At 62.0% G+C, this 18,045-nt stretch carries 18 protein-coding genes, 5 tRNA genes and 1 riboswitch; of the genes, 16 read left to right on the top strand and 7 right to left on the bottom strand.

Annotation, left to right across the window (positions count from 1 at the left end; all coding sequences use genetic code 11):
* The first annotated feature begins 121 nt into the window (after positions 1-121).
* From WNM05_RS17815 to WNM05_RS17770, 10 genes are all read left to right on the top strand, one after another.
* Positions 122-198 (top strand) — tRNA-Val (locus WNM05_RS17815).
* Positions 199-382: 184 nt separating this feature from the next.
* Positions 383-2,284 (top strand): threonine--tRNA ligase, encoded by a 1,902-nt coding sequence (gene thrS / locus WNM05_RS17810; RefSeq protein ID WP_434629322.1) that lies wholly within the window; start codon positions 383-385, stop codon positions 2,282-2,284.
* A 33-nt stretch (positions 2,285-2,317) separates the two neighbouring features.
* On the top strand, positions 2,318-2,845 hold the full coding sequence (infC, locus tag WNM05_RS17805; protein WP_101709255.1) for a translation initiation factor IF-3: 528 nt from the start codon (positions 2,318-2,320) through the stop codon (positions 2,843-2,845).
* A gap of 166 nt (positions 2,846-3,011) precedes the next feature.
* Positions 3,012-3,209 carry a 50S ribosomal protein L35 gene (gene rpmI, locus WNM05_RS17800; RefSeq protein WP_434629319.1) on the top strand — a complete coding sequence of 66 codons (198 nt, stop codon included), beginning with the start codon at positions 3,012-3,014 and terminating at the stop codon, positions 3,207-3,209.
* A gap of 13 nt (positions 3,210-3,222) precedes the next feature.
* Positions 3,223-3,582 (top strand): 50S ribosomal protein L20, encoded by a 360-nt coding sequence (gene rplT / locus WNM05_RS17795; protein WP_011134905.1) that lies wholly within the window; start codon positions 3,223-3,225, stop codon positions 3,580-3,582.
* Between the two features lie 139 nt (positions 3,583-3,721).
* Entirely contained in the window at positions 3,722-4,708 is a 987-nt protein-coding gene (gene pheS / locus WNM05_RS17790; protein WP_434629317.1) for a phenylalanine--tRNA ligase subunit alpha, read from the top strand.
* An 18-nt stretch (positions 4,709-4,726) separates the two neighbouring features.
* Positions 4,727-7,084 (top strand): phenylalanine--tRNA ligase subunit beta, encoded by a 2,358-nt coding sequence (pheT, locus tag WNM05_RS17785; protein ID WP_434629316.1) that lies wholly within the window; start codon positions 4,727-4,729, stop codon positions 7,082-7,084.
* A gap of 70 nt (positions 7,085-7,154) precedes the next feature.
* A complete protein-coding gene (locus WNM05_RS17780; protein ID WP_011134908.1) occupies positions 7,155-7,457 on the top strand; it encodes an integration host factor subunit alpha in 303 nt (100 codons plus the stop codon).
* Positions 7,438-7,791 (top strand): MerR family transcriptional regulator, encoded by a 354-nt coding sequence (locus tag WNM05_RS17775; protein WP_434629313.1) that lies wholly within the window; start codon positions 7,438-7,440, stop codon positions 7,789-7,791. The genes WNM05_RS17780 and WNM05_RS17775 overlap by 20 nt, the downstream gene beginning before the upstream one ends.
* Positions 7,792-7,821: 30 nt before the next feature.
* A tRNA-Pro gene (locus WNM05_RS17770) sits at positions 7,822-7,898 on the top strand.
* 231 nt (positions 7,899-8,129) lie between these two features.
* On the opposite strand, the gene WNM05_RS17765 is transcribed toward WNM05_RS17770, so the two are convergent.
* Positions 8,130-8,651: a cytochrome b gene (locus WNM05_RS17765; RefSeq protein WP_434629311.1), complete on the bottom strand. Its 522-nt coding sequence runs from the start codon at positions 8,649-8,651 to the stop codon at positions 8,130-8,132.
* Between the two features lie 301 nt (positions 8,652-8,952).
* Here WNM05_RS17765 and WNM05_RS17760 point away from each other — a divergent pair, with 301 nt between their 5' ends.
* The 3 genes from WNM05_RS17760 to WNM05_RS17750 all read left to right on the top strand — a co-directional run bounded on the left by WNM05_RS17760 (position 8,953) and on the right by WNM05_RS17750 (position 11,880).
* Positions 8,953-9,327: a DUF1289 domain-containing protein gene (locus WNM05_RS17760; RefSeq protein ID WP_434629310.1), complete on the top strand. Its 375-nt coding sequence runs from the start codon at positions 8,953-8,955 to the stop codon at positions 9,325-9,327.
* 66 nt (positions 9,328-9,393) lie between these two features.
* Positions 9,394-9,999 (top strand): methyltransferase domain-containing protein, encoded by a 606-nt coding sequence (locus WNM05_RS17755; protein WP_434629308.1) that lies wholly within the window; start codon positions 9,394-9,396, stop codon positions 9,997-9,999.
* 81 nt (positions 10,000-10,080) lie between these two features.
* Positions 10,081-11,880 carry a methyl-accepting chemotaxis protein gene (locus WNM05_RS17750; RefSeq protein ID WP_434629306.1) on the top strand — a complete coding sequence of 600 codons (1,800 nt, stop codon included), beginning with the start codon at positions 10,081-10,083 and terminating at the stop codon, positions 11,878-11,880.
* A 55-nt stretch (positions 11,881-11,935) separates the two neighbouring features.
* Here the strand turns inward: WNM05_RS17750 and WNM05_RS17745 are convergent, their stop codons facing one another.
* The 6 genes from WNM05_RS17745 to WNM05_RS17720 form a co-directional block, all read right to left on the bottom strand.
* A complete protein-coding gene (locus WNM05_RS17745; RefSeq protein ID WP_434629304.1) occupies positions 11,936-12,505 on the bottom strand; it encodes a TMEM165/GDT1 family protein in 570 nt (189 codons plus the stop codon).
* A gap of 29 nt (positions 12,506-12,534) precedes the next feature.
* Positions 12,535-12,684: riboswitch (yybP-ykoY riboswitch) on the bottom strand.
* 34 nt (positions 12,685-12,718) lie between these two features.
* On the bottom strand, positions 12,719-13,183 hold the full coding sequence (mscL, locus tag WNM05_RS17740) for a large conductance mechanosensitive channel protein MscL (RefSeq protein WP_434629303.1): 465 nt from the start codon (positions 13,181-13,183) through the stop codon (positions 12,719-12,721).
* Positions 13,184-13,240: 57 nt separating this feature from the next.
* Positions 13,241-14,098: a DMT family transporter gene (locus WNM05_RS17735; protein ID WP_434629301.1), complete on the bottom strand. Its 858-nt coding sequence runs from the start codon at positions 14,096-14,098 to the stop codon at positions 13,241-13,243.
* An 83-nt stretch (positions 14,099-14,181) separates the two neighbouring features.
* Positions 14,182-14,257, bottom strand: a tRNA-Asn gene (locus WNM05_RS17730).
* A 40-nt stretch (positions 14,258-14,297) separates the two neighbouring features.
* A tRNA-Asn gene (locus WNM05_RS17725) sits at positions 14,298-14,373 on the bottom strand.
* A 30-nt stretch (positions 14,374-14,403) separates the two neighbouring features.
* Positions 14,404-14,479 (bottom strand) — tRNA-Asn (locus tag WNM05_RS17720).
* Positions 14,480-14,700: 221 nt separating this feature from the next.
* On the opposite strand from WNM05_RS17720, the gene WNM05_RS17715 reads away from it, so the two are divergent.
* From WNM05_RS17715 to WNM05_RS17705, 3 genes are all read left to right on the top strand, one after another.
* On the top strand, positions 14,701-15,729 hold the full coding sequence (locus WNM05_RS17715) for a YgfZ/GcvT domain-containing protein (protein ID WP_434629299.1): 1,029 nt from the start codon (positions 14,701-14,703) through the stop codon (positions 15,727-15,729).
* Between the two features lie 96 nt (positions 15,730-15,825).
* Entirely contained in the window at positions 15,826-16,131 is a 306-nt protein-coding gene (locus tag WNM05_RS17710; RefSeq protein ID WP_434629297.1) for an H-NS family nucleoid-associated regulatory protein, read from the top strand.
* Positions 16,132-16,294: 163 nt separating this feature from the next.
* Positions 16,295-18,016: a hypothetical protein gene (locus tag WNM05_RS17705; RefSeq protein WP_434629295.1), complete on the top strand. Its 1,722-nt coding sequence runs from the start codon at positions 16,295-16,297 to the stop codon at positions 18,014-18,016.
* Positions 18,017-18,045: the final 29 nt, after the last annotated feature.

Here is an 18,045-nt window from a genome sequence, read left to right as displayed (position 1 = left end):
TTCAGGGTTTGTTTAGCAAAATCAGTCCGCTAGTATACAGCAAGCACGCCGCCTGCGTCGGGGATGCAAAAAAGTGCTTGCCAAGCAGGAACAGTTATTTTACTATGCATTCCTCGACGACAGGCACGTAGCTCAGTTGGTTAGAGCACCACCTTGACATGGTGGGGGTCGTTGGTTCGAATCCAATCGTGCCTACCAAATTAAATGCATGGAGTTTCCAGATGAAAGTCTTGCGAACTACCACAACCCGAAATACTCACGGAAGCTGAGCCTTGCGGGTTGTACCATGCGAAAAAAGAAGTGCGGCTCAGGCCGCACTTTTTTTTTGTCTTTTTGCTTTAGACTCGATCACAAGAAACCTCTCGCCCTCGTTGGAGTTGACATGCCAGACATTCGCTTGCCGGACGGCTCGGTCCGTTCTTTCGACAAACCGGTAACGGTTCATGAAGTCGCCGCCTCCATCGGCGCCGGCCTGGCGCGCGCCGCCCTGGCGGGCCGCGTCGACGGCAAGCTGGTTGACACCAGCTACCGCATCGACGGCAACGCCGATCTGGCCATCGTCACCGACAAGGACGCCGACGGCCTGTCCATCATCCGCCACTCCACCGCCCACTTGCTGGCCTATGCCGTCAAGGAGCTGTTCCCGGAGGCGCAGGTGACCATCGGGCCGGAGATCGAGAACGGCTTCTACTACGACTTCGCGTACAAGCGTCCGTTCACGCCGGAAGACCTGGCGGCGATCGAGAAGAAGATGGCCGAGCTGGCGAAGAAGGACATTCCGGTCGAGCGCTACGAGCTGCCGCGCGATGAGGCCATCGCCTACTTCAAGAGCATAGGCGAGGCCTACAAGGCCGAGATCATCGAATCGATCCCGCAGGGCGAGGTGCTCTCCCTGTACCGCGAGGGCGAATTCACCGACCTGTGCCGCGGCCCGCACGTGCCGTCCACCGGCAAGCTGAAGGTGTTCAAGCTGATGAAGGTGGCCGGCGCCTACTGGCGCGGCGACAGCAAGAACGAGATGCTGCAGCGCGTCTACGGCACCGCCTGGGCCAAGAAGGAAGATCTGGACGCCTACCTCTACATGCTGGAAGAGGCGGAAAAGCGCGACCACCGCAAGCTGGGCGTGCAGCTGGACCTGTTCCACCTGCAGGACGAGGCGCCGGGCATGGTGTTCTGGCATCCGAAGGGCTGGCAGTTGTGGCAAAGCGTAGAGCAATACATGCGCGACAAGCTGAACCGCGAAGGCTACAAGGAAATCCGCACGCCGATGATGATGGACGCCAACTTGTGGGAGCGTTCCGGCCATGCCGCCAACTACCGCGAGAACATGTTCATCACCGAGTCGGAAAAGCGCGACTACGCGGTGAAGCCGATGAACTGTCCGGGCCACGTGCAAGTGTTCAACAGCGGTCTGCGCTCCTACCGCGACCTGCCGCTGCGCTATGCCGAGTTCGGCTCCTGCCACCGCAACGAGCCGTCCGGCGCGCTGCACGGCATCATGCGCGTGCGCGGCTTCGTGCAGGACGACGGCCACATCTTCTGTACCGAGGACCAGATCAACCAGGAGGCCAAGGACTTCCACCGCCTGGTGATGGAGGTGTACGACCGTTTCGGCTTCGACAAGGTGTCGATCAAGCTGGCCCTGCGTCCGGAAAAACGCATAGGCGAAGAATCGACCTGGGACAAGGCGGAAGAAGGCATGCGCGACGCGCTGCGCGCCTGCGGCGTCGAATGGGAAGAGCTGCCGGGTGAGGGCGCCTTCTATGGTCCGAAGATCGAATACCACATCAAGGACGCGCTGGGCCGCTCCTGGCAGTGCGGCACGCTGCAGCTGGACTTCATGCTGCCGGAGCGTCTGGACGCCGAGTACGTGGCCGACGACAACAGCCGCAAGCGCCCGGTCATGCTGCATCGCGCGGCGCTGGGCTCGCTGGAGCGCTTCCTCGGCATCCTGATCGAAAACCACGCCGGCGCCTTCCCCTTGTGGCTGGCTCCGGTGCAGATGGTGGTGATGAATATTACCGAAGCGCAGGCGGATTATGCTTCTGGAATCGCCAAAGCGCTTGAGAAACAAGGCTTCCGAGTCGAGCTCGACTTGAGAAACGAGAAGATCGGCTATAAAATCCGCGAACACAGTCTGCAAAAGTTGCCGTATCAGATCATCGTCGGCGACAAGGAAAAGGCAGACGGACTGGTTGCCGTGCGCGCCCGGGGCGAAGACCTGGGCCAGCTCACGCTGGATGCCTTCGTGGCCCGCCTCAAGGCTGAGATGCCCGAGGCCTGATCCGGCGGCGGCGGACTAAACATTCATTAGGAGATTTCAGCTATAGCTCAGGAACGCGAAGCACGGATCAACGGCGAGATTACCGCTCGCGAGATCCGTCTGGTAGGTAAGGAAGGTGAGCAGATTGGCATCGTCAGTCTGCGTGAAGCAATGGCTCTTGCCGAAGAGGGCGATGTGGATCTGGTGGAGATTTCCCCGACCGCTCAGCCCCCGGTGTGCAAGCTGATGGACTACGGCAAGTACAAGTACGAGCAGTCCAAGAAGCGTCACGAAGCCAAGCAGAAGCAGAAACAGGTTCAGATCAAGGAAATCAAGTTCCGTCCGGGTACCGACGATGGCGACTACAACGTCAAGTTGCGCAACCTGGTCCGTTTCCTGACTGAAGGCGACAAGGCCAAGGTCACCCTGCGCTTCCGCGGTCGTGAAATGGCGCACCAGGACATCGGCCTCGCGCTGCTCAAGCGCGTCGAAGCCGATCTGGCGGAAGTGGGCACGGTGGAGCAGTTCCCGCGCCTCGAAGGTCGCCAGATGGTCATGATGATTGCACCGAAGAAGAAATAATCGGTATAATCGTCACTTCGACACGGCAGAGTTCGCTCTGCCGTGTCGGTTTTGTAGGTCGGCAACGATCTGCTCAGAAGCGTGACGCAGTGGTTTCAAGAGCGACCGGACAAGTCCGGAAGCCACCCTGTGTCTAATCTAAACAAAATTCAGCAGGAGCATTTCCATGCCGAAAATGAAGACCAAGTCGAGCGCGAAGAAGCGTCTCAAAGTACTGGGCGGTGGTGGTGTTAAGCGCGGTCACGCCTTCAAGCGTCACATCCTGACCAAGAAGACCACCAAGAACAAGCGCCAATTGCGCGGCACCTCCATGGTGGACGCGACCAATATGGCTTCTGTTCGCGCCATGCTGCCCTACGCTTAAGGAGACCTGAAAGATGCCACGCGTAAAACGCGGTGTAACCGCACGTGCTCGTCACAAGAAAATCCTCGCCCTGGCGAAAGGCTATCGCGGCCGCCGGAAGAACGTCTATCGCATCGCCAAACAGGCGGTGATGAAGGCGGGTCAGTACGCCTACCGCGACCGTCGTCAGAAAAAGCGTCAGTTCCGCCAACTGTGGATTGCCCGTATCAACGCAGCTGCCCGTGAAAACGGCCTGCCGTACAGCAAGTTCATGAACGGCCTGAAGAAAGCCGCTATCGAAATCGACCGCAAGGTCCTGGCCGACCTGGCCGTGTTCGACAAGCCGGCTTTTGCTCAGATCGTCGAAAAGGCGAAAGCAAGCCTCGCTGCTTAATCGCCGGGACGGAATCTGAAGGGAGGCAAATGCCTCCCTTTTTTTCTATTCCGGCCCGCCTTACAAGAGCGCTGATCAGATCGGGTATCGTCGATGCCCGCTGTGATCAGCCTTCTATTCGCATACGGTGTGGAACACGATGAACAACGTTGACGCGATTCTCCAAGCCGGTCTGGCCGCCGTGGCCGCGGTGAACGATCCAATCGAGCTCGAGCAGGTCAAGGCCCGTTATCTCGGCAAGAGCGGCGAACTGACCGAGCTGTTGAAGCAACTGGGCAAGCTGGAGCCGGAACAGCGCAAGGCGGCCGGCGCCACGATCAACCAGGCCAAGCAGGCGTTCGAGGCCGCGCACAACGACAAGCGCGACGCGCTGAACCGCGCCAAGCTGGAAGCCCAGCTGGCCGCCGAGGCGCTGGACGTCACGCTGCCGGGCCGCGGCTCGGTCGGCGGCGGCCTGCATCCGGTGGCCTTGACGCTGGAACGCATCGCCGGCCTGTTCCGCAGCATGGGCTTCGAAGTGGCCGACGGCCCAGAAATCGAAAGCGATTTCTACAACTTCCAGGCGCTGAACATTCCGGAAAACCATCCGGCCCGCGCGATGCAGGACACGTTCTACGTCGAGAACGGCGACGTGCTGCGCACCCATACCAGCCCGATCCAGGCGCGCTTCATGGAAAGCCATCAGCCGCCGATCAAGATCGTCGCGCCGGGCCGCGTGTATCGCGTCGACTCCGACGCCACGCATTCGCCGATGTTCCACCAGATGGAAGGCCTGTGGGTCGAGGAGGGCGTGTCCTTCGCCGACCTGAAGGCCGTGGTCACCGATTTCCTCCGCCGCTTCTTCGAGCGCGACGATCTGCAGGTGCGTTTCCGTCCGTCCTTCTTCCCGTTCACCGAGACCTCGGCCGAGATCGACGTGCTGGACGAGCAGGGGCGCTGGCTGGAAGTGGGCGGTTGCGGCATGGTGCACCCGAAAGTGCTGCGCATCGCCAACATTGATCCGGAAAAGTACACCGGCTTCGCCTTCGGCATCGGCCTCGACCGTTTCGCCATGCTGCGCTATGGCGTCAACGATCTGCGCCTGTTCTTCGAGAACGATCTCAACTTCCTGAAGCAATTCAACTGATCGCGCACGGAGCCGACTATGCAATTTTCCGAACAATGGCTGAGAAGCTGGGTCAATCCGGCGCTGAACACCGAACAATTGTCCGAGCTGCTGACGATGGCGGGCCTGGAGGTGGAAGAAACCGCCGCCGCCGCGCCGGCCTTCTCCGGCGTGGTGATCGCCGAGGTGAAGGAGTGCGTCAAGCATGAAAACGCCGACCGCCTGCGCGTCACCAAGGTGGACGTGGGCACCGGCGAGCTGGTGCAGATCGTCTGCGGCGCGCCGAATGTGGCCGTAGGCGTGCGCGTGCCGTGCGCGCTGCCCGGCGCGGTGCTGCCCGGCGATTTCAAAATCAAGCCCACGAAAATGAGGGGCGTGGAGTCGAACGGCATGCTGTGCTCCGGCAAGGAGCTGGGCGTGCCGGAAGACGTCGACGGCCTGATGCTGCTGCCGGCCGACGCGCCGGTGGGCCAGAGCATACGCGACTACCTGGGTCTCGACGACGCGCTGTTCACGCTGAAGATCACGCCGAACCGCGCCGACAGCCTGTCGATCCGCGGCATCGCCCGCGAAGTGGCGGCGCTGACCGGCGCCGAACTGAAGCCGGTGGCCATCGCACCGGTGGCGCCGTCCATCGACGACACCCGTCCGGTCAAGATCGCCGCCCGCGAAGCCTGCGGCCGCTACCTGGGCCGCGTGCTCAAGGGCGTCGACGCCGCCGCGCCGACGCCGTCCTGGATGCGCCAACGCCTGGAGCGTTCCGGCCTGCGTTCGATCTCGGCCATCGTCGACATTACCAACTACATCCTGCTGGAGCAGGGCCAGCCGATGCACGCCTTCGATCTGGCCAAGCTGGACGGCGGCATCACCGTGCGCATGGCGCGCGACGGCGAGAGCCTGCTGTGCCTGAACGAGAAGACCGTCGAGCTGAAAGCCGGGCACCTGGTGATCGCCGACGACGCCAAGGTGCTGGCCATCGGCGGCATCATGGGCGGCGAGCACAGCGGCGTCACCACGGCGAGCCGCGACATCTTCCTCGAATCCGCGTTCTTCGCCCCGGAGGCGATAGCGGGCAAGGCGCGCGAACTGGGTTTCGGTTCCGACTCGTCCTACCGTTATGAGCGCGGCGTCGATTTCGAGCTGCAGCGCGACGCGATCGAGCGCGCCACCCGCCTGGTGCTGGACATCTGCGGCGGCGAGGCCGGTCCGGTGGTGGAGGAGGTCGCCGAATTGCCGAAGCGCCAGGCCGTCAAGCTGCGCGTGGCGCGCGTGCCCAAGGTGCTGGGCGTGACGCTGTCCGCCGAAGAGATCGGCGGCATGCTGTCCCGCCTGGGCCTCGCGTTCACGTTGGAAGACGAAGTCTTCACCGTGCAGGCGCCGTCGTTCCGCTTCGACATCGAGATCGAGGAAGATCTGATCGAGGAGGTGGCCCGTGTCTACGGCTACAACAACATCCCGTCCGACGCGCCGCGCTCCGGCATGCGGATGCTGGCGCAGCCGGAGGAAAAGCGTCCGGTGGATCAGCTGCGCCATCTGCTGGCCTCCCGCGATTATCAGGAAGTGGTCAGCTACGCCTTCGTCGACGAACGCTGGGAGCGTGATTTCGCCGGCAACGATGACGCGATCCGCCTGCAGAACCCGATCGCCAGCCAGATGAGCGTGATGCGCTCGACGCTGATCGGCGGCCTGGTCGACGTGCTGGTCGGCAATATCAACCGCAAGCATCCGCGCGTGCGCCTGTTCGAAGTGGCGCGCGTCTTCCAGCGCGGCCCGGACGGTTTCGATCAGCCGGAGAAGGTCGCCGGCCTGGCCTGGGGGCCGCGCCTGTCCGAACAATGGGGCGCCAAGGCCGAGCGCGTCGACTTCTTCGACGTCAAGGCCGACGTCGAGGCGCTGCTGCATCCGGTCAGGGCCGAGTACCGCAAGGCCGCCCATCCGGCCTTCCATCCCGGCCGCTGCGCCGAGGTGAGGGTGGACGGCAAGGCCGTCGGCGTGATCGGCGAATTGCATCCGCAGTGGGTGCAGGCCTATGATCTGCCGAGCGCCCCGGTGCTGTTCGAGCTGGATCTGGGCAGCGTCGTGGTCCGCAGCCGCGTCAAGGCGCAATCGGTCAGCAAGTTCCAGCCGGTGCGCCGCGACCTGGCGCTGCTGGTGGACGAATCGGTGACTGTGGCGCAAGTGCTGAGCGCTTTTGCCGGCAAGCGCGCGCAGATCGTTACCGATATCGCGCTGTTCGACGTCTATCGCGGCAAAGGCGTCGCCGAAGGCAAGAAGAGTCTGGCCTTTAGCGTGCTGATGCAGGACAATAGCCGGACCCTGACCGACGAGGACGTGGAGCCGGCGATGCAGGCCCTGCTTGAGGCCGCGTCGGAGCTGGGCGCGCAATTGCGCGTTTGATAGTGAAGTGGGCGGGCGTGTCCGGATCGGGCGCCCGTCGATTGGGTTTTAGAAGTTTGAGGGGAATGTCATGACTTTGACGAAGGCTGAACTGGCCGATTTGCTGTTTGACCAGGTAGGTCTGAACAAACGTGAAGCCAAGGACATGGTCGAGTCGTTTTTCGAAGAAATCCGGCTGGCTCTGGAGTCCGGGGATTCGGTGAAATTGTCCGGTTTCGGCAATTTCCAACTGCGCGACAAGCCGCAGCGTCCTGGCCGCAACCCCAAGACCGGGGAAGAGATTCCCATCACCGCGCGCCGTGTGGTAACGTTCCACGCTAGCCAGAAACTCAAGGGAATGGTTGAGCAATACCATGCTAACAAGCAAGGCTGATCTGCCGTCGATTCCATCGAAGCGTTACTTTACCATCAGCGAAGTCGGCGAATTGGCCGGGGTAAAGCCGCATGTGCTGCGATATTGGGAGCAGGAGTTTTCCCAGCTGCGCCAGGTGAAACGGCGCGGCAATCGCCGTTATTATCAGCACCATGAGGTTTTGCTGGTGCGGCGTATTCGCGCTTTGCTTTACGACGATGGCTTCACTATTCAGGGCGCGCGCCAGCGCCTGGGCATGGGAGAGGTCGACGATAGACCGATCACGGCACAGGAAGTACGGGCCGAATTGGAGTCCATTATCGAGTGGCTGGATTCGGGTATTGGCAAGAAATAATAAATCAGTTAGACTACGTTTCTCTTGAGTCGGGGTGTAGCGCAGCCTGGTAGCGCACCTGCATGGGGTGCAGGGGGTCGGAAGTTCGAATCTTCTCACCCCGACCAAATATAAAGCTTTATATTCAAGAAGTTAAGCCCTGTTCCCGCAGGGCTTTTTTATTGCCTTTTCCGCGCCGTGGAATTGGCATGTTTCCATCTTTTCCCTTGTGCGGCTTTTTTTGTTCTATACGGGCTGGTTTCGCGCCTGTGGTGCTGCGCCTGTGCCGACGTCATTCGCCGGGAGAGGCGGCGCGCGGGTCTCCGTTGCCGGCTGCGTCGGCCGCTTCGCTCGGTCCGTCACCGCGCTGCCTGACTCGGCCCCATGCGCCGCAAAATGGACAAGCCCCGTCGTTGGTGCAGGGCAACCGCCGCGATGTGCGATATCACCGCCAGGGCCAATAGCGCATTGCTGGCGAAATGGACCCGCGCGAATCCATGCGTAAGCGGACCGGCAGGCAAGGGGGCGGCCAGCGTGAACCACCCGAAGACGCTGACCGCGCGTTCCATCATCAATATGCCGCTGGATAAAGACAACGATCCGAACGCGTAGAGCGCCAGGTGTCCGTATCGGGCCATTTTCCAGGACCGCGCAGCCATGTTTTCCGGCGGCGGCATGCGAAAGCGGAAACGATAGAAAATCCGAAGCAGCCAGAACGGGACCAGCAGCGTGGTCAGGGCGACGTTCACTGGCGGCACCTCTTTGGCCAGCGGCGCCGGCAAGGCATCGGCGGCCAGCGCGAATCCGCTGAACAGCGCCCATAATATGACCGACGCGCTCAGCCAATGCAATGCCATGGCCAGGTAGGGATAGTGTTTCATGTGGATTCCAATCGATGGGATGGTGGCTGCGGTATGCCGCTTCCCGACACCCCCTTTAAGCGATATTGCGGTCTGAAATTAGTTGTATGCGGCCATGTTTTAAGAGGGCGCGCGGTTTAATTCAGAATAATCTTATGGCCTGTTCAAGGTCTTTTTGTGGCGGCGGCCGTCGTCCACGCGTGATGGGTCCCGTGCACGGTGTCAGCTGATATACTCGTCCAGGCCGATTCCCTTGCGCGACAGCCTGGAATGCGCGGCGACAAGTCTTTGTTTCTATTTTCGAATTGAGTGATTGATCCCGATGAGCAGCATCCGTCCCGACTCCCCGTGCATCGCCCTGTGTTCCACCGCGCTGGGCGACAATGTCTGCCGCGGCTGCGCGCGCACTTTCGGCGAAATCAGCCAATGGTGCTTCATGGACGAGGCCGAGCGGGAGCGGGTGTGGCAATGCCTGCCGCGGCGGCAGCGCTTGCTGAAACTGGCGGCCGCCTGCGGCGCCTTGCTGGAGCTCGACGATCTGGACGGCGTGGAATGGGGGCGGCTGCCCGGCGGCGGTCGCTACCGGCTGGACGAGGCGGGCGTCCTTCATTGGCTGGGGCCGGATGGCCATGCCGAGTCCCTGCAGGTCCCGGCGTTGCCGTTGGAGGACGCGGCGGCCTGGCTGTTGCGGCGATAGGAGGCCGCGGCCCCCGGCCCGGCTGTCGGCCGCGCTGCCCGCGAAAAGACTTCTTGAGGAGAGGATATGGCCGATAGTTCGCAAGTGGATTTCTGGGAGCAGCGCTATCGCGAAGGGGTGATGCCGTGGGACGGCGCCAGCCTGCCCGAGCCGGCGCGGCGCTTCTTCGCAGGCGGGCCGCCCTCCCGATTGCTGATGCCCGGCTGCGGCAGCGCGTCGGACCTGCCGCAACTGCAGGCGCTGGGCCATCGGGTGCTGGCCGTCGATTTCAGCGAGGCCGCGCTGGAAATGGCCAGGCGACAGTGGCCGGCGCTGGCCGGGCAATTGCTGCTGGCCGACTTTTTCCGTCTGGAAATGCCCGCTTTCGACTACGTGTTCGAGCGGGCTTTTTTGTGCGCCTTGCCGATGGATATGCGAAAGCAATATGCTGTCAAGGTGGCCGGCATGATCAGGCCGGGCGGCGCGCTGGCCGGGGTGTTCTTTGTCGCCGACACCGAGAAGGGCCCGCCGTTCGGCATCGACGCCGAACGGCTGGCCGATTTGCTCGGGCCGTGGTTCGAGCTGGAGCACAGCGAGCCGTTGCCGGACGGCTTGCCGGTGTTCCGCGGCCAGGAGCGCTGGATGGTATGGCGCAGACGCAAGTTTGATCTGGATCAAGGTTTTGCGCCGTGATTGTCTGGCTATCGGGATCGATTTCGGAAAAAATAACCGTCCAATAAAAATAACGACGCAGATTGTTCAGGAGGAGAGCAAATGGAGTGGTTCTGGCGCTTGTACACGTTTTCGGAAAAGACATTCTGGAACAGTCTGACCAAGAAGCTGTGCAGCTTCTTCTTCATCAGCCTGTTCCAGTTGTTGATGGCCGGCTATTGCTACTACGTGCTCGGCGACATTCGCGACACGCTGCGCGCCGCAGGCATCGCGCCGCAGGTGCTGGCGCAGGTCGAAGGGCGCATCGACAGCGCGCTGTACTGGACCGTGGCGCTGTGGGCGCTGAGCTTCGCCTTCATCGCCTTCATGGTCTGGTATCTGCGCTATCTGATCGTGCGACCGCTGCGCATGATCATCCAGATCTTCAACGAGATCGGCGCCGGCGCCGGCGACCTGTCGCGGGACATCCCGGCGATCACCTATGACGAGATCCGCGATCTGTCGCTGTCGTACAACCGCTTCCTGCTGAAGATGCGGGAGATCATCAGCAATGTGCGGCTGATGACGGTGCGCATCGCGATGGATTCTGCCGTGACGCGGCGCAATGTCGGCGAGTCGCTGAGCGGCGCGCAGCAACAGGACGAGCTGGCGCGCCAGGTGCGCCAGGCCAGCGACCAGTCCACCCGCGGCGTCGAGCAGGTCACCGATCAGACCCAGGCGATTTCCGCCACCACCGGCGAGAACCTGGACGTGGCGCGCGAATCGTACGAGGAGCTGCGCTCGGTCACCGACAGCATTCACGACATCAGCCGCAAGGTCGGCCATTTCAACCACACGGTGGAGGACCTGAGCCAGCGTTCGGCCAGCATCAAGACCATCGTCGACTTGATCAAGGACGTGTCGGAGCAGACCAATCTGCTGGCGCTGAACGCGGCGATCGAGGCGGCGCGCGCCGGCGAGAGCGGCCGCGGCTTCGCCGTGGTGGCCGACGAGGTGCGCAAGCTGGCCGAGCGGGTGAAGAAGGCCACCGACGAAATCTCGCACAATATCGACGGCATGCTGGGTCTGGTGTCGGAGACGCAGCAGGAAACGGCGGCGATCACCGAGGACACCCATCGCGCCCGCGAGGTGATTTCGCGCGCGTCCGAGCACTTCAGCAAGATGATGGGCGATTTCGAATCGACGTCCAGCAGCCTCAGCCAGATCGCCGCGACGATGCAGGAGTTCGCCTCGGCGAATCACCAGGTCAACCAGCATGTGGCGGAAATCCACCAGTTGGGCCAGCAGGTGAACAGCCGGCTGGGCCGGACCGAGCGCGCCGCCAATGAATTGACGGCGGCGGCGGAGCAGGTGCAGGAGCTGGTTTCCAAGTTCGTGATCGGCGAGGGCGCGTTCGACCAGGCGGTGAACCAGGCGCGCGAGGTGCGCGACGAGGTGCAGCAACTGCTGCAGGGCGAGTTGCAGCGCGGCGTCGATCTGTTCGACCAGCGTTACCAGCAGATCGCCGGCACGCAGCCGGTCAAATACCGGACCGTTTACGACAGCAGGCTTGAGACGCTGCTGCAGCCGGTCCTGGACCGTCTGGTGAAGCTGATTCCCGGCGGCAAATTCTGCGTGGCGGTGGACGGCAACGGCTATGCGCCGACGCATAACAGCTGGTACAGCAAGCCGCAGTCGGGCGATCCGGCGAGGGACCTGGCGGAGAGCCGCGACAAGCGCATCTTCAACGATCCGGCCGGCCTTCGCGCGGCGCGCAATGTGCAACCCTTCCTGATGCAGACCTATAGCCGAGACACCGGTGAGGTCCTGTCCGAGGTGGTGCTGCCGCTGGAGCTGCGCGGGCGCCATTGGGGCGCGCTGCGGGTCGGTTTCGATCCGAACAGCTTGCTGGCCCAGGGCTGATCCGGGGCGCGGCCAGTCAAAAGGGAGGCCACGGCCTCCCTTTTTGCGTCCAGCCTCAGAGCGACAGCGGCGTCATCAGCGTGATGATGCCGAGGCCGACGAACAATAGCGCGGCAATCGCGTGCATCAGCTTCTGCGGCACTTTCTTCGCCGCGACCTCGCCCAGCAGCACCGCCGGAACATTGGCGGCCATCATGCCCAGCGTCGTGCCGGCCACCACCATATACAGCTGCTCCGGAAAGCGTGCCGACAGCGCCACGGTGGCGATCTGGGTCTTGTCGCCCATCTCGGCCAGGAAGAAGGCGAGCACGGTGGTGCCGAAGACGCCGAAGCGCTCGCTCAGCCGGTCGTCGTCGTCCAGCTTGTCCGGGATCATCATCCAGGCCGCCATGGTGATGAAAGACAGACCCAGGCCCCAGCGCATGATGTCCGGACCGATCTTGCTCATCAGCCATTGGCCGACGGCCGCGGCGGCGAAATGGTTGATCAGCGTCGCGACGAAGATGCCGACAATGATGGGTACCGGTTTCTTGAAACGGGAGGCGAGCAACAGCGCCAGCAACTGCGTTTTGTCGCCGATCTCGGCCAGGGCCACCACACCGGTGGAAATCAGGAAGGCTTGCATGGAAACTCCAGGGGCCGCGCGTACGCCATGACAAACCTGCGCGGCGGCCCCGCTGCGCGCAAGCATGTCATGGGTCTTGCCAAACGGAAGCTCGTCGCAACTGCCATGGCCACAGGCCAAGCGTGTTGACAGTTGCCGGCGCTGTCGCGCGCCGAGGCTACTCCCCCAGAACGAGGCGGATTGTAGGGGAATTGCCCGGCGCGGGCAAGCGGCTTAGTCCAGTTGCGAGGTGCAGCAGGGGCAGCGGGTGGCTTTTTCCGGAATGGCCGACAGGCAGTAGCGGCATTCCTTGGTGGCCGGGGCGGCTGCGGCTTCGGCTGCCGGCTGCTCGCGCTTCAGTCGGTTGATCGCCTTGACCAGCATGAAAATGGCGAAGGCGACGATGGTGAAGCTGACCAGCGAGTTGATGAACAGGCCCAGGTTCAGCGTCACGGCGCCGGCCTGTTTGGCGGCGGCCACCGACACATAGGGGCCGGCCTGCTTGGCGCCTTCCTTCAGCACGAAGAACAGGTTGGAGAAGTCGACATTGCCGATCAGCAGACCGATCGGCGGCATGATCACATCGTCGACCAGTGATTTGACGATGGAGCCGAAGGCGCCGCCTATCACCACGCCGACCGCGAGGTCGATCACATTGCCCTTGACGGCGAATTCCCGAAATTCCTTCAATACCGACATGGTTTTCCCTTTTATTAAATGAGAATGATGTTAACTGTTTACACCATCGATGCAAAGCTACTGCGCTTGCGGCACGGCGGCCCGCTTGTCCGGCAGCGTGCCGAGCAGCGCGCCGCCGAGGATCAGAAGGATGGCGACGGCGGCCAGCGGAGTGAGCCGGCCCTGGCCGCTGGCGGTCAGCAGCAGCGTGGACAGCAGCGGCGTCGAGTACGACAGCGAACCGATCTGCCGGGGATCGCCAAGCCTCAGCGCGCGTTCCCACAGGAAGAAGGCGCCGCCCATCGGTCCCAGTCCCAGCAGGACCAGCGTGGCCCATTGGGAAGCGGTGGCTTGCGCCGCCGGTTCGAACAGCGCGTGGCACAGCAGCGACAGCAGGCCGGAGGCCAGGCAGAAGCCGCCCATCGCGCTGCCGGAAAAGGTGGGAAGGCGGCCCAGCAGCAGGCTGAAGCTGGACCAGACCACGGCGGCGGAGATCGCGAGCAGGTAGCCGGGCAGGTATTGCTGGGACAGCGCCAGCTTGCCGCCGGTGACGATCAGCCCGGCGCCGACGAAGCCCAGGACGCCGCCGATGACATGCCGGCGCGTCAGTCGCGTGCCGGGGCGCAGCAGCGGAGACAGCATCACCATCAGCAGCGGCCATAGATAGTTGAGCAGATTGGCTTCCAGGGCAGGGGCCAGGCGAAAGGCGAAAAACAGCAGGAAATGATAGCCGAACAGGCCGTAGACGCCGACCAGCCAGGTCAGCGGCGGGACTCGCCAGTCGCGGGCGCGATGGGCGGACAGCAGGCTGCCGATGCAGAGGCTGGCGCCGACGACGAAAAAGGGCGGAAGGCTACGGGTCAGCGAGCCCAGCGTGGCCAGCGAGGCCCACAACAGGATCGCGCCGATGGCGAGCGGTATCGGTTTGTTCAACATCGTTTCTCCGGAGGATGGAAACGATTGTAAGTGGGAAACGCCAAACGAAAAAGCCGCAGCGTACGCTGCGGCTTATCGTATTCTGGCTCCCCGAGCAGGGCTCGAACCTGCGACCTGCGGATTAACAGTCCGTCGCTCTACCGACTGAGCTATCAGGGAACAAAACTTGGAATCCGTATGCCTTTGGCAAGGCGGTATGTGGCTCCCCGAGCAGGGCTCGAACCTGCGACCTGCGGATTAACAGTCCGTCGCTCTACCGACTGAGCTATCAGGGAACACATGCATACTCAATGCGCCAGGATTAATGGCTCCCCGAGCAGGGCTCGAACCTGCGACCTGCGGATTAACAGTCCGTCGCTCTACCGACTGAGCTATCAGGGAATTGAGTGAGGGCGAACTATATACGGAGCCGGGCCGGGCTGTCAATGCTTGGCATGGCAAAAAGTGATGCCGTCGGCGCGCCTCGGCGAGGCTTTGCGGCTAGGTCTATGTTATGACAGGATATTTTGCTGTGTGGCGCGCGCGCGGCAGCGGATCGCTGGCGACGCGACGGCGCTTGGCGTTAAGATCGCGCATTGCAATCAATAAGGGAGCCGCAAGGAATGGATGCATTCTGGAACGAATGGCTGCGTCAAAAAGGCGTGGCGAGGGACGGGGAAGGCAAACTGCCGACGGCGCAGCATCTGCAACAGGTGCAGGCTTTGCAAAACGGCTCGGTGCTGGCTCCGCTCGATAATTACGCCTTGATCCGGGTGGACGGCGACGATGCAGAAACTTTCCTGCAAGGGCAATTGTCCAGTGATATTCGGGATGTGAAAGACGGCCGTGCCCAGTACAGCACGTATTCGACGGCGAAAGGCAGGATGCTGGCCAGTTTCCTGATCTGGCGGCAGCAGGGCGCTTATTATTTGATGGTATCGGCCGATGTCGCCCAGGCGATTGCCAAACGACTGGCAATGTTTGTCCTGCGCTCAAAAGTCAAGGTTAGCCTGGTAGAGGGCAGCGCCTTGCTTGGTCTGTCCGGTCCGTTTGCGGAAACGATATTGCAAGGCCATTTCCCGGGTGTCGCGTCCTGGGATCCATTGCAGCAGCAGACAAGCGGCGATGCGAGCCTGGTAAAGCTGCGAAACGGAGTCTATTTGCTGGCCGGGACCGGCGCTTTGCCCTGCGATATTGCGGCGGCGCCGGATTGGCAGGCGGCGACGCCGGAGGTGTGGGCTTTGCACGATATCGAGGCCGGCGTGGCCTGGGTGACATCGGCAACCCAGGAACAGTTCGTGCCGCAAATGGCGAATATGGAATTGATAGGAGCCGTCAGTTTCAAGAAAGGCTGCTATCCGGGACAGGAAATCGTGGCCCGCAGCCAGTATCTTGGCAAGATGAAGCGCCGGATGTTCAAAGTCCAGTTTGGCCAGCCGCTCGTTGCCGGCTGCAAGTTATATAGTCCTCAATTGCCCGAGCAGTCTGTCGGCATGTTGGCGGCGGTTTGCCAGGTGGACAAAGAACGTTATCTCGGACTGGCTGTCGTACAGTCGCAAACCTGGTCGGACGGAGTATTCGCCGACGAGGGGCATACTATTGCGCTGCAAGCACTGGAATTGCCTTATCCATTGGAGTCCGTAACCGAATAATGGGTAATCCGTTTTCTTTTTAATTCTTGACTTGTCCCAATTGCATTGGCTACATTACATCCTGTAATTGGGAACCAATAATTCAAGGAACATCTCATGGATCTGTCCAAACTGGAATTTACCGCGCTGGTGGCGTTGAAGGGTGAAGTCGAGAACGAAATCAAGCGCCGCGAAGTCGAAGAAAAGTCCAAGGCCAAGAAGCAGATTATCGAACTGGCCCGCGCATACGGCCTGAGCGTGGAAGACGTGCTGAGCAAATCGGTCGCCGTGCGCAAACCGGTGGAAGCCAAATACCGCCATCCGGACAGCGCAGAGCTGACCTGGACCGGCCGCGGCCGCAAGCCGGCCTGGGTGCAGGCCTGGATCGACAGCGGCAAGTCGCTGGACGCGCTGACCATCTGAGTTTGGGACCCGCACTGTACGAAAAAAGCGCCTTCAGGCGCTTTTTTTTTGACCTGTAGGCCACGCTGCGATAGTGTTTGGCCGTTGCTATAACGACTTGTAGCAGTGCCGAGATCGCAATCCCGAGGCATTGCCCGGATGTTGAACGAGACTGGACAAAAGCATGCTGGATTTCTTTTCGAGGGGGTCCAAGGGCAAGCCGGATCCCCTGACCAATGCCGTGACGGCCAAGGCCTATGTGGATGCCCTGAAGCTGGAGTTCGGAGCGGCCACCCACGATCGGGTGAGCGATTTGCTGAGCGGCATCAATTCGCCGTCGCTGGAATTGTCGGCCGATCTGCTGGAAGCGGTGCTGACGCTTAATCAGGAAACCCAATCCCTGCACGACAGTCTTTGCGTGCAGTACCTGATGAACAGCCGTATGCCCAAGGTGCTGGAAAGCCAGTTGCGCGGGCAGATTCTCAATTATGGCAAGCATTTTACCGATTTCTATCAATATGCGCTGCCGGTGGTGGCAGACAGTCCCAATGGCGTGAAGATTCAGGGGCTGTTGCCGCTGGTGCTGGCTCGGATGATGTATTACCTGACCGAATATGCGCGCTGGCAATATATCCGTAATTTTCAACCCGACGAGGTTTTCTGGCTGAATGTAAACCAGTTGTACCGGCTGGCGGAACAGCGAGGTTTCGATTCTCAACCGGTTTTCCTGTTCGGCGACAAGGCCGCCGCCACCACCGTGCAGGATTTGTACCTGGTATTGCAGATGTTGTCGGTGACATGCAACGGCAATCTCAGCGTCCGCCAGATCAATTTCTCCTACGAGTTGCTGGCGCTGCTCAGCAACCGGATGACTTTGAAGCAATCCTATTTCGCCGAGGCGAGCTTCTGCGTCGCGCTGAGCGATCCGCGGCCGGCGTCCCGCGTCCGCGGGGCCGGCGGCGAGTGGAGCCGCTACTGGAACACCGCGGACTTGGTCGAGATGCTGCACGGCTGGGCGGTGGTGATGGAGGCCGGCCGCATTCCGCCGGACCTGAAGCGTCTGGTGGAGCCGGGCATCGATGCCAGCCTGTTGCGGGTGCTGACCCGGGAATGGGCGCCGCGGGCGGTGGTGTTCGAGCGGGCCGAGCGGGTGGCGGTCAGCAACCGTCAGGTCGAGGTGGCCCACCGGCTGACGGTGCTGCATAAATTGATCCGCAAGCCGGATGAGGAGACGATGCAATCGTCGCCGCGGATGGGGGAGCGGGATACCTACGACGACGCCGCCAATCTCCGGATCTACGGCTTCGTCACCAGCCGCAAACGCGACAAGTCCTTGTCGCCGACGCCGGGCGGCAGCGCCCTGTCCTTGTCGGGGGAGACGGGGGAGTCGGCCGCGCCGAGCGAGTTCCTCAAATGGGAACTGGAAAACATCAGCCAGACCGGTCTGGGCGTATCGCTGGACGTGATGGGCAACGAATGGGTGGGGCTGGGCGGGCTGATCGGCTTCCGCGAGTCCGGCAACGACAGCTGGAGCCTGGGCATCATCCGCCGAGTCAAGCGCACCGGCAGGGAGCGGATCTATCTGGGCATAGAAAGCCTCAGCAGCCGGCCGCTGGCGGCCTCGCTGCGGCCGACCGACGCCAGGCTGATCGATCCGACGCTGCCGCCGGACCAGGTATGGCTGGCCGGCCATATCAGCCTGTTCATGCCCTATCGCAGGGCGGGCAAGCTGGTCAACGCGCTGATCCTGCCGTTGTCGTTGTACATGCTGGGCAAGCAGTTCTACATGACCGCCCGCGGCAAGCATTTCCAGATCGCGCTGGGCAAGGTTCTGGAAAAGGGCAGCGACTGGTGCATGGCGGAGGTGGAGCTGGTGAAGACGCTGGACAAGCTGCCGGTGGGGTGAGCGCAGAACGGAAAAAGCCGGCAGACGCC

The sequence above is a fragment of the Chromobacterium sp. CV08 genome (assembly GCF_051129845.1).
GTDB lineage: Bacteria > Pseudomonadota > Gammaproteobacteria > Burkholderiales > Chromobacteriaceae > Chromobacterium.
The sequence above is the reverse complement of the archived record's forward strand: the minus strand, read 5'-3'. Positions and strand labels throughout refer to the sequence as shown.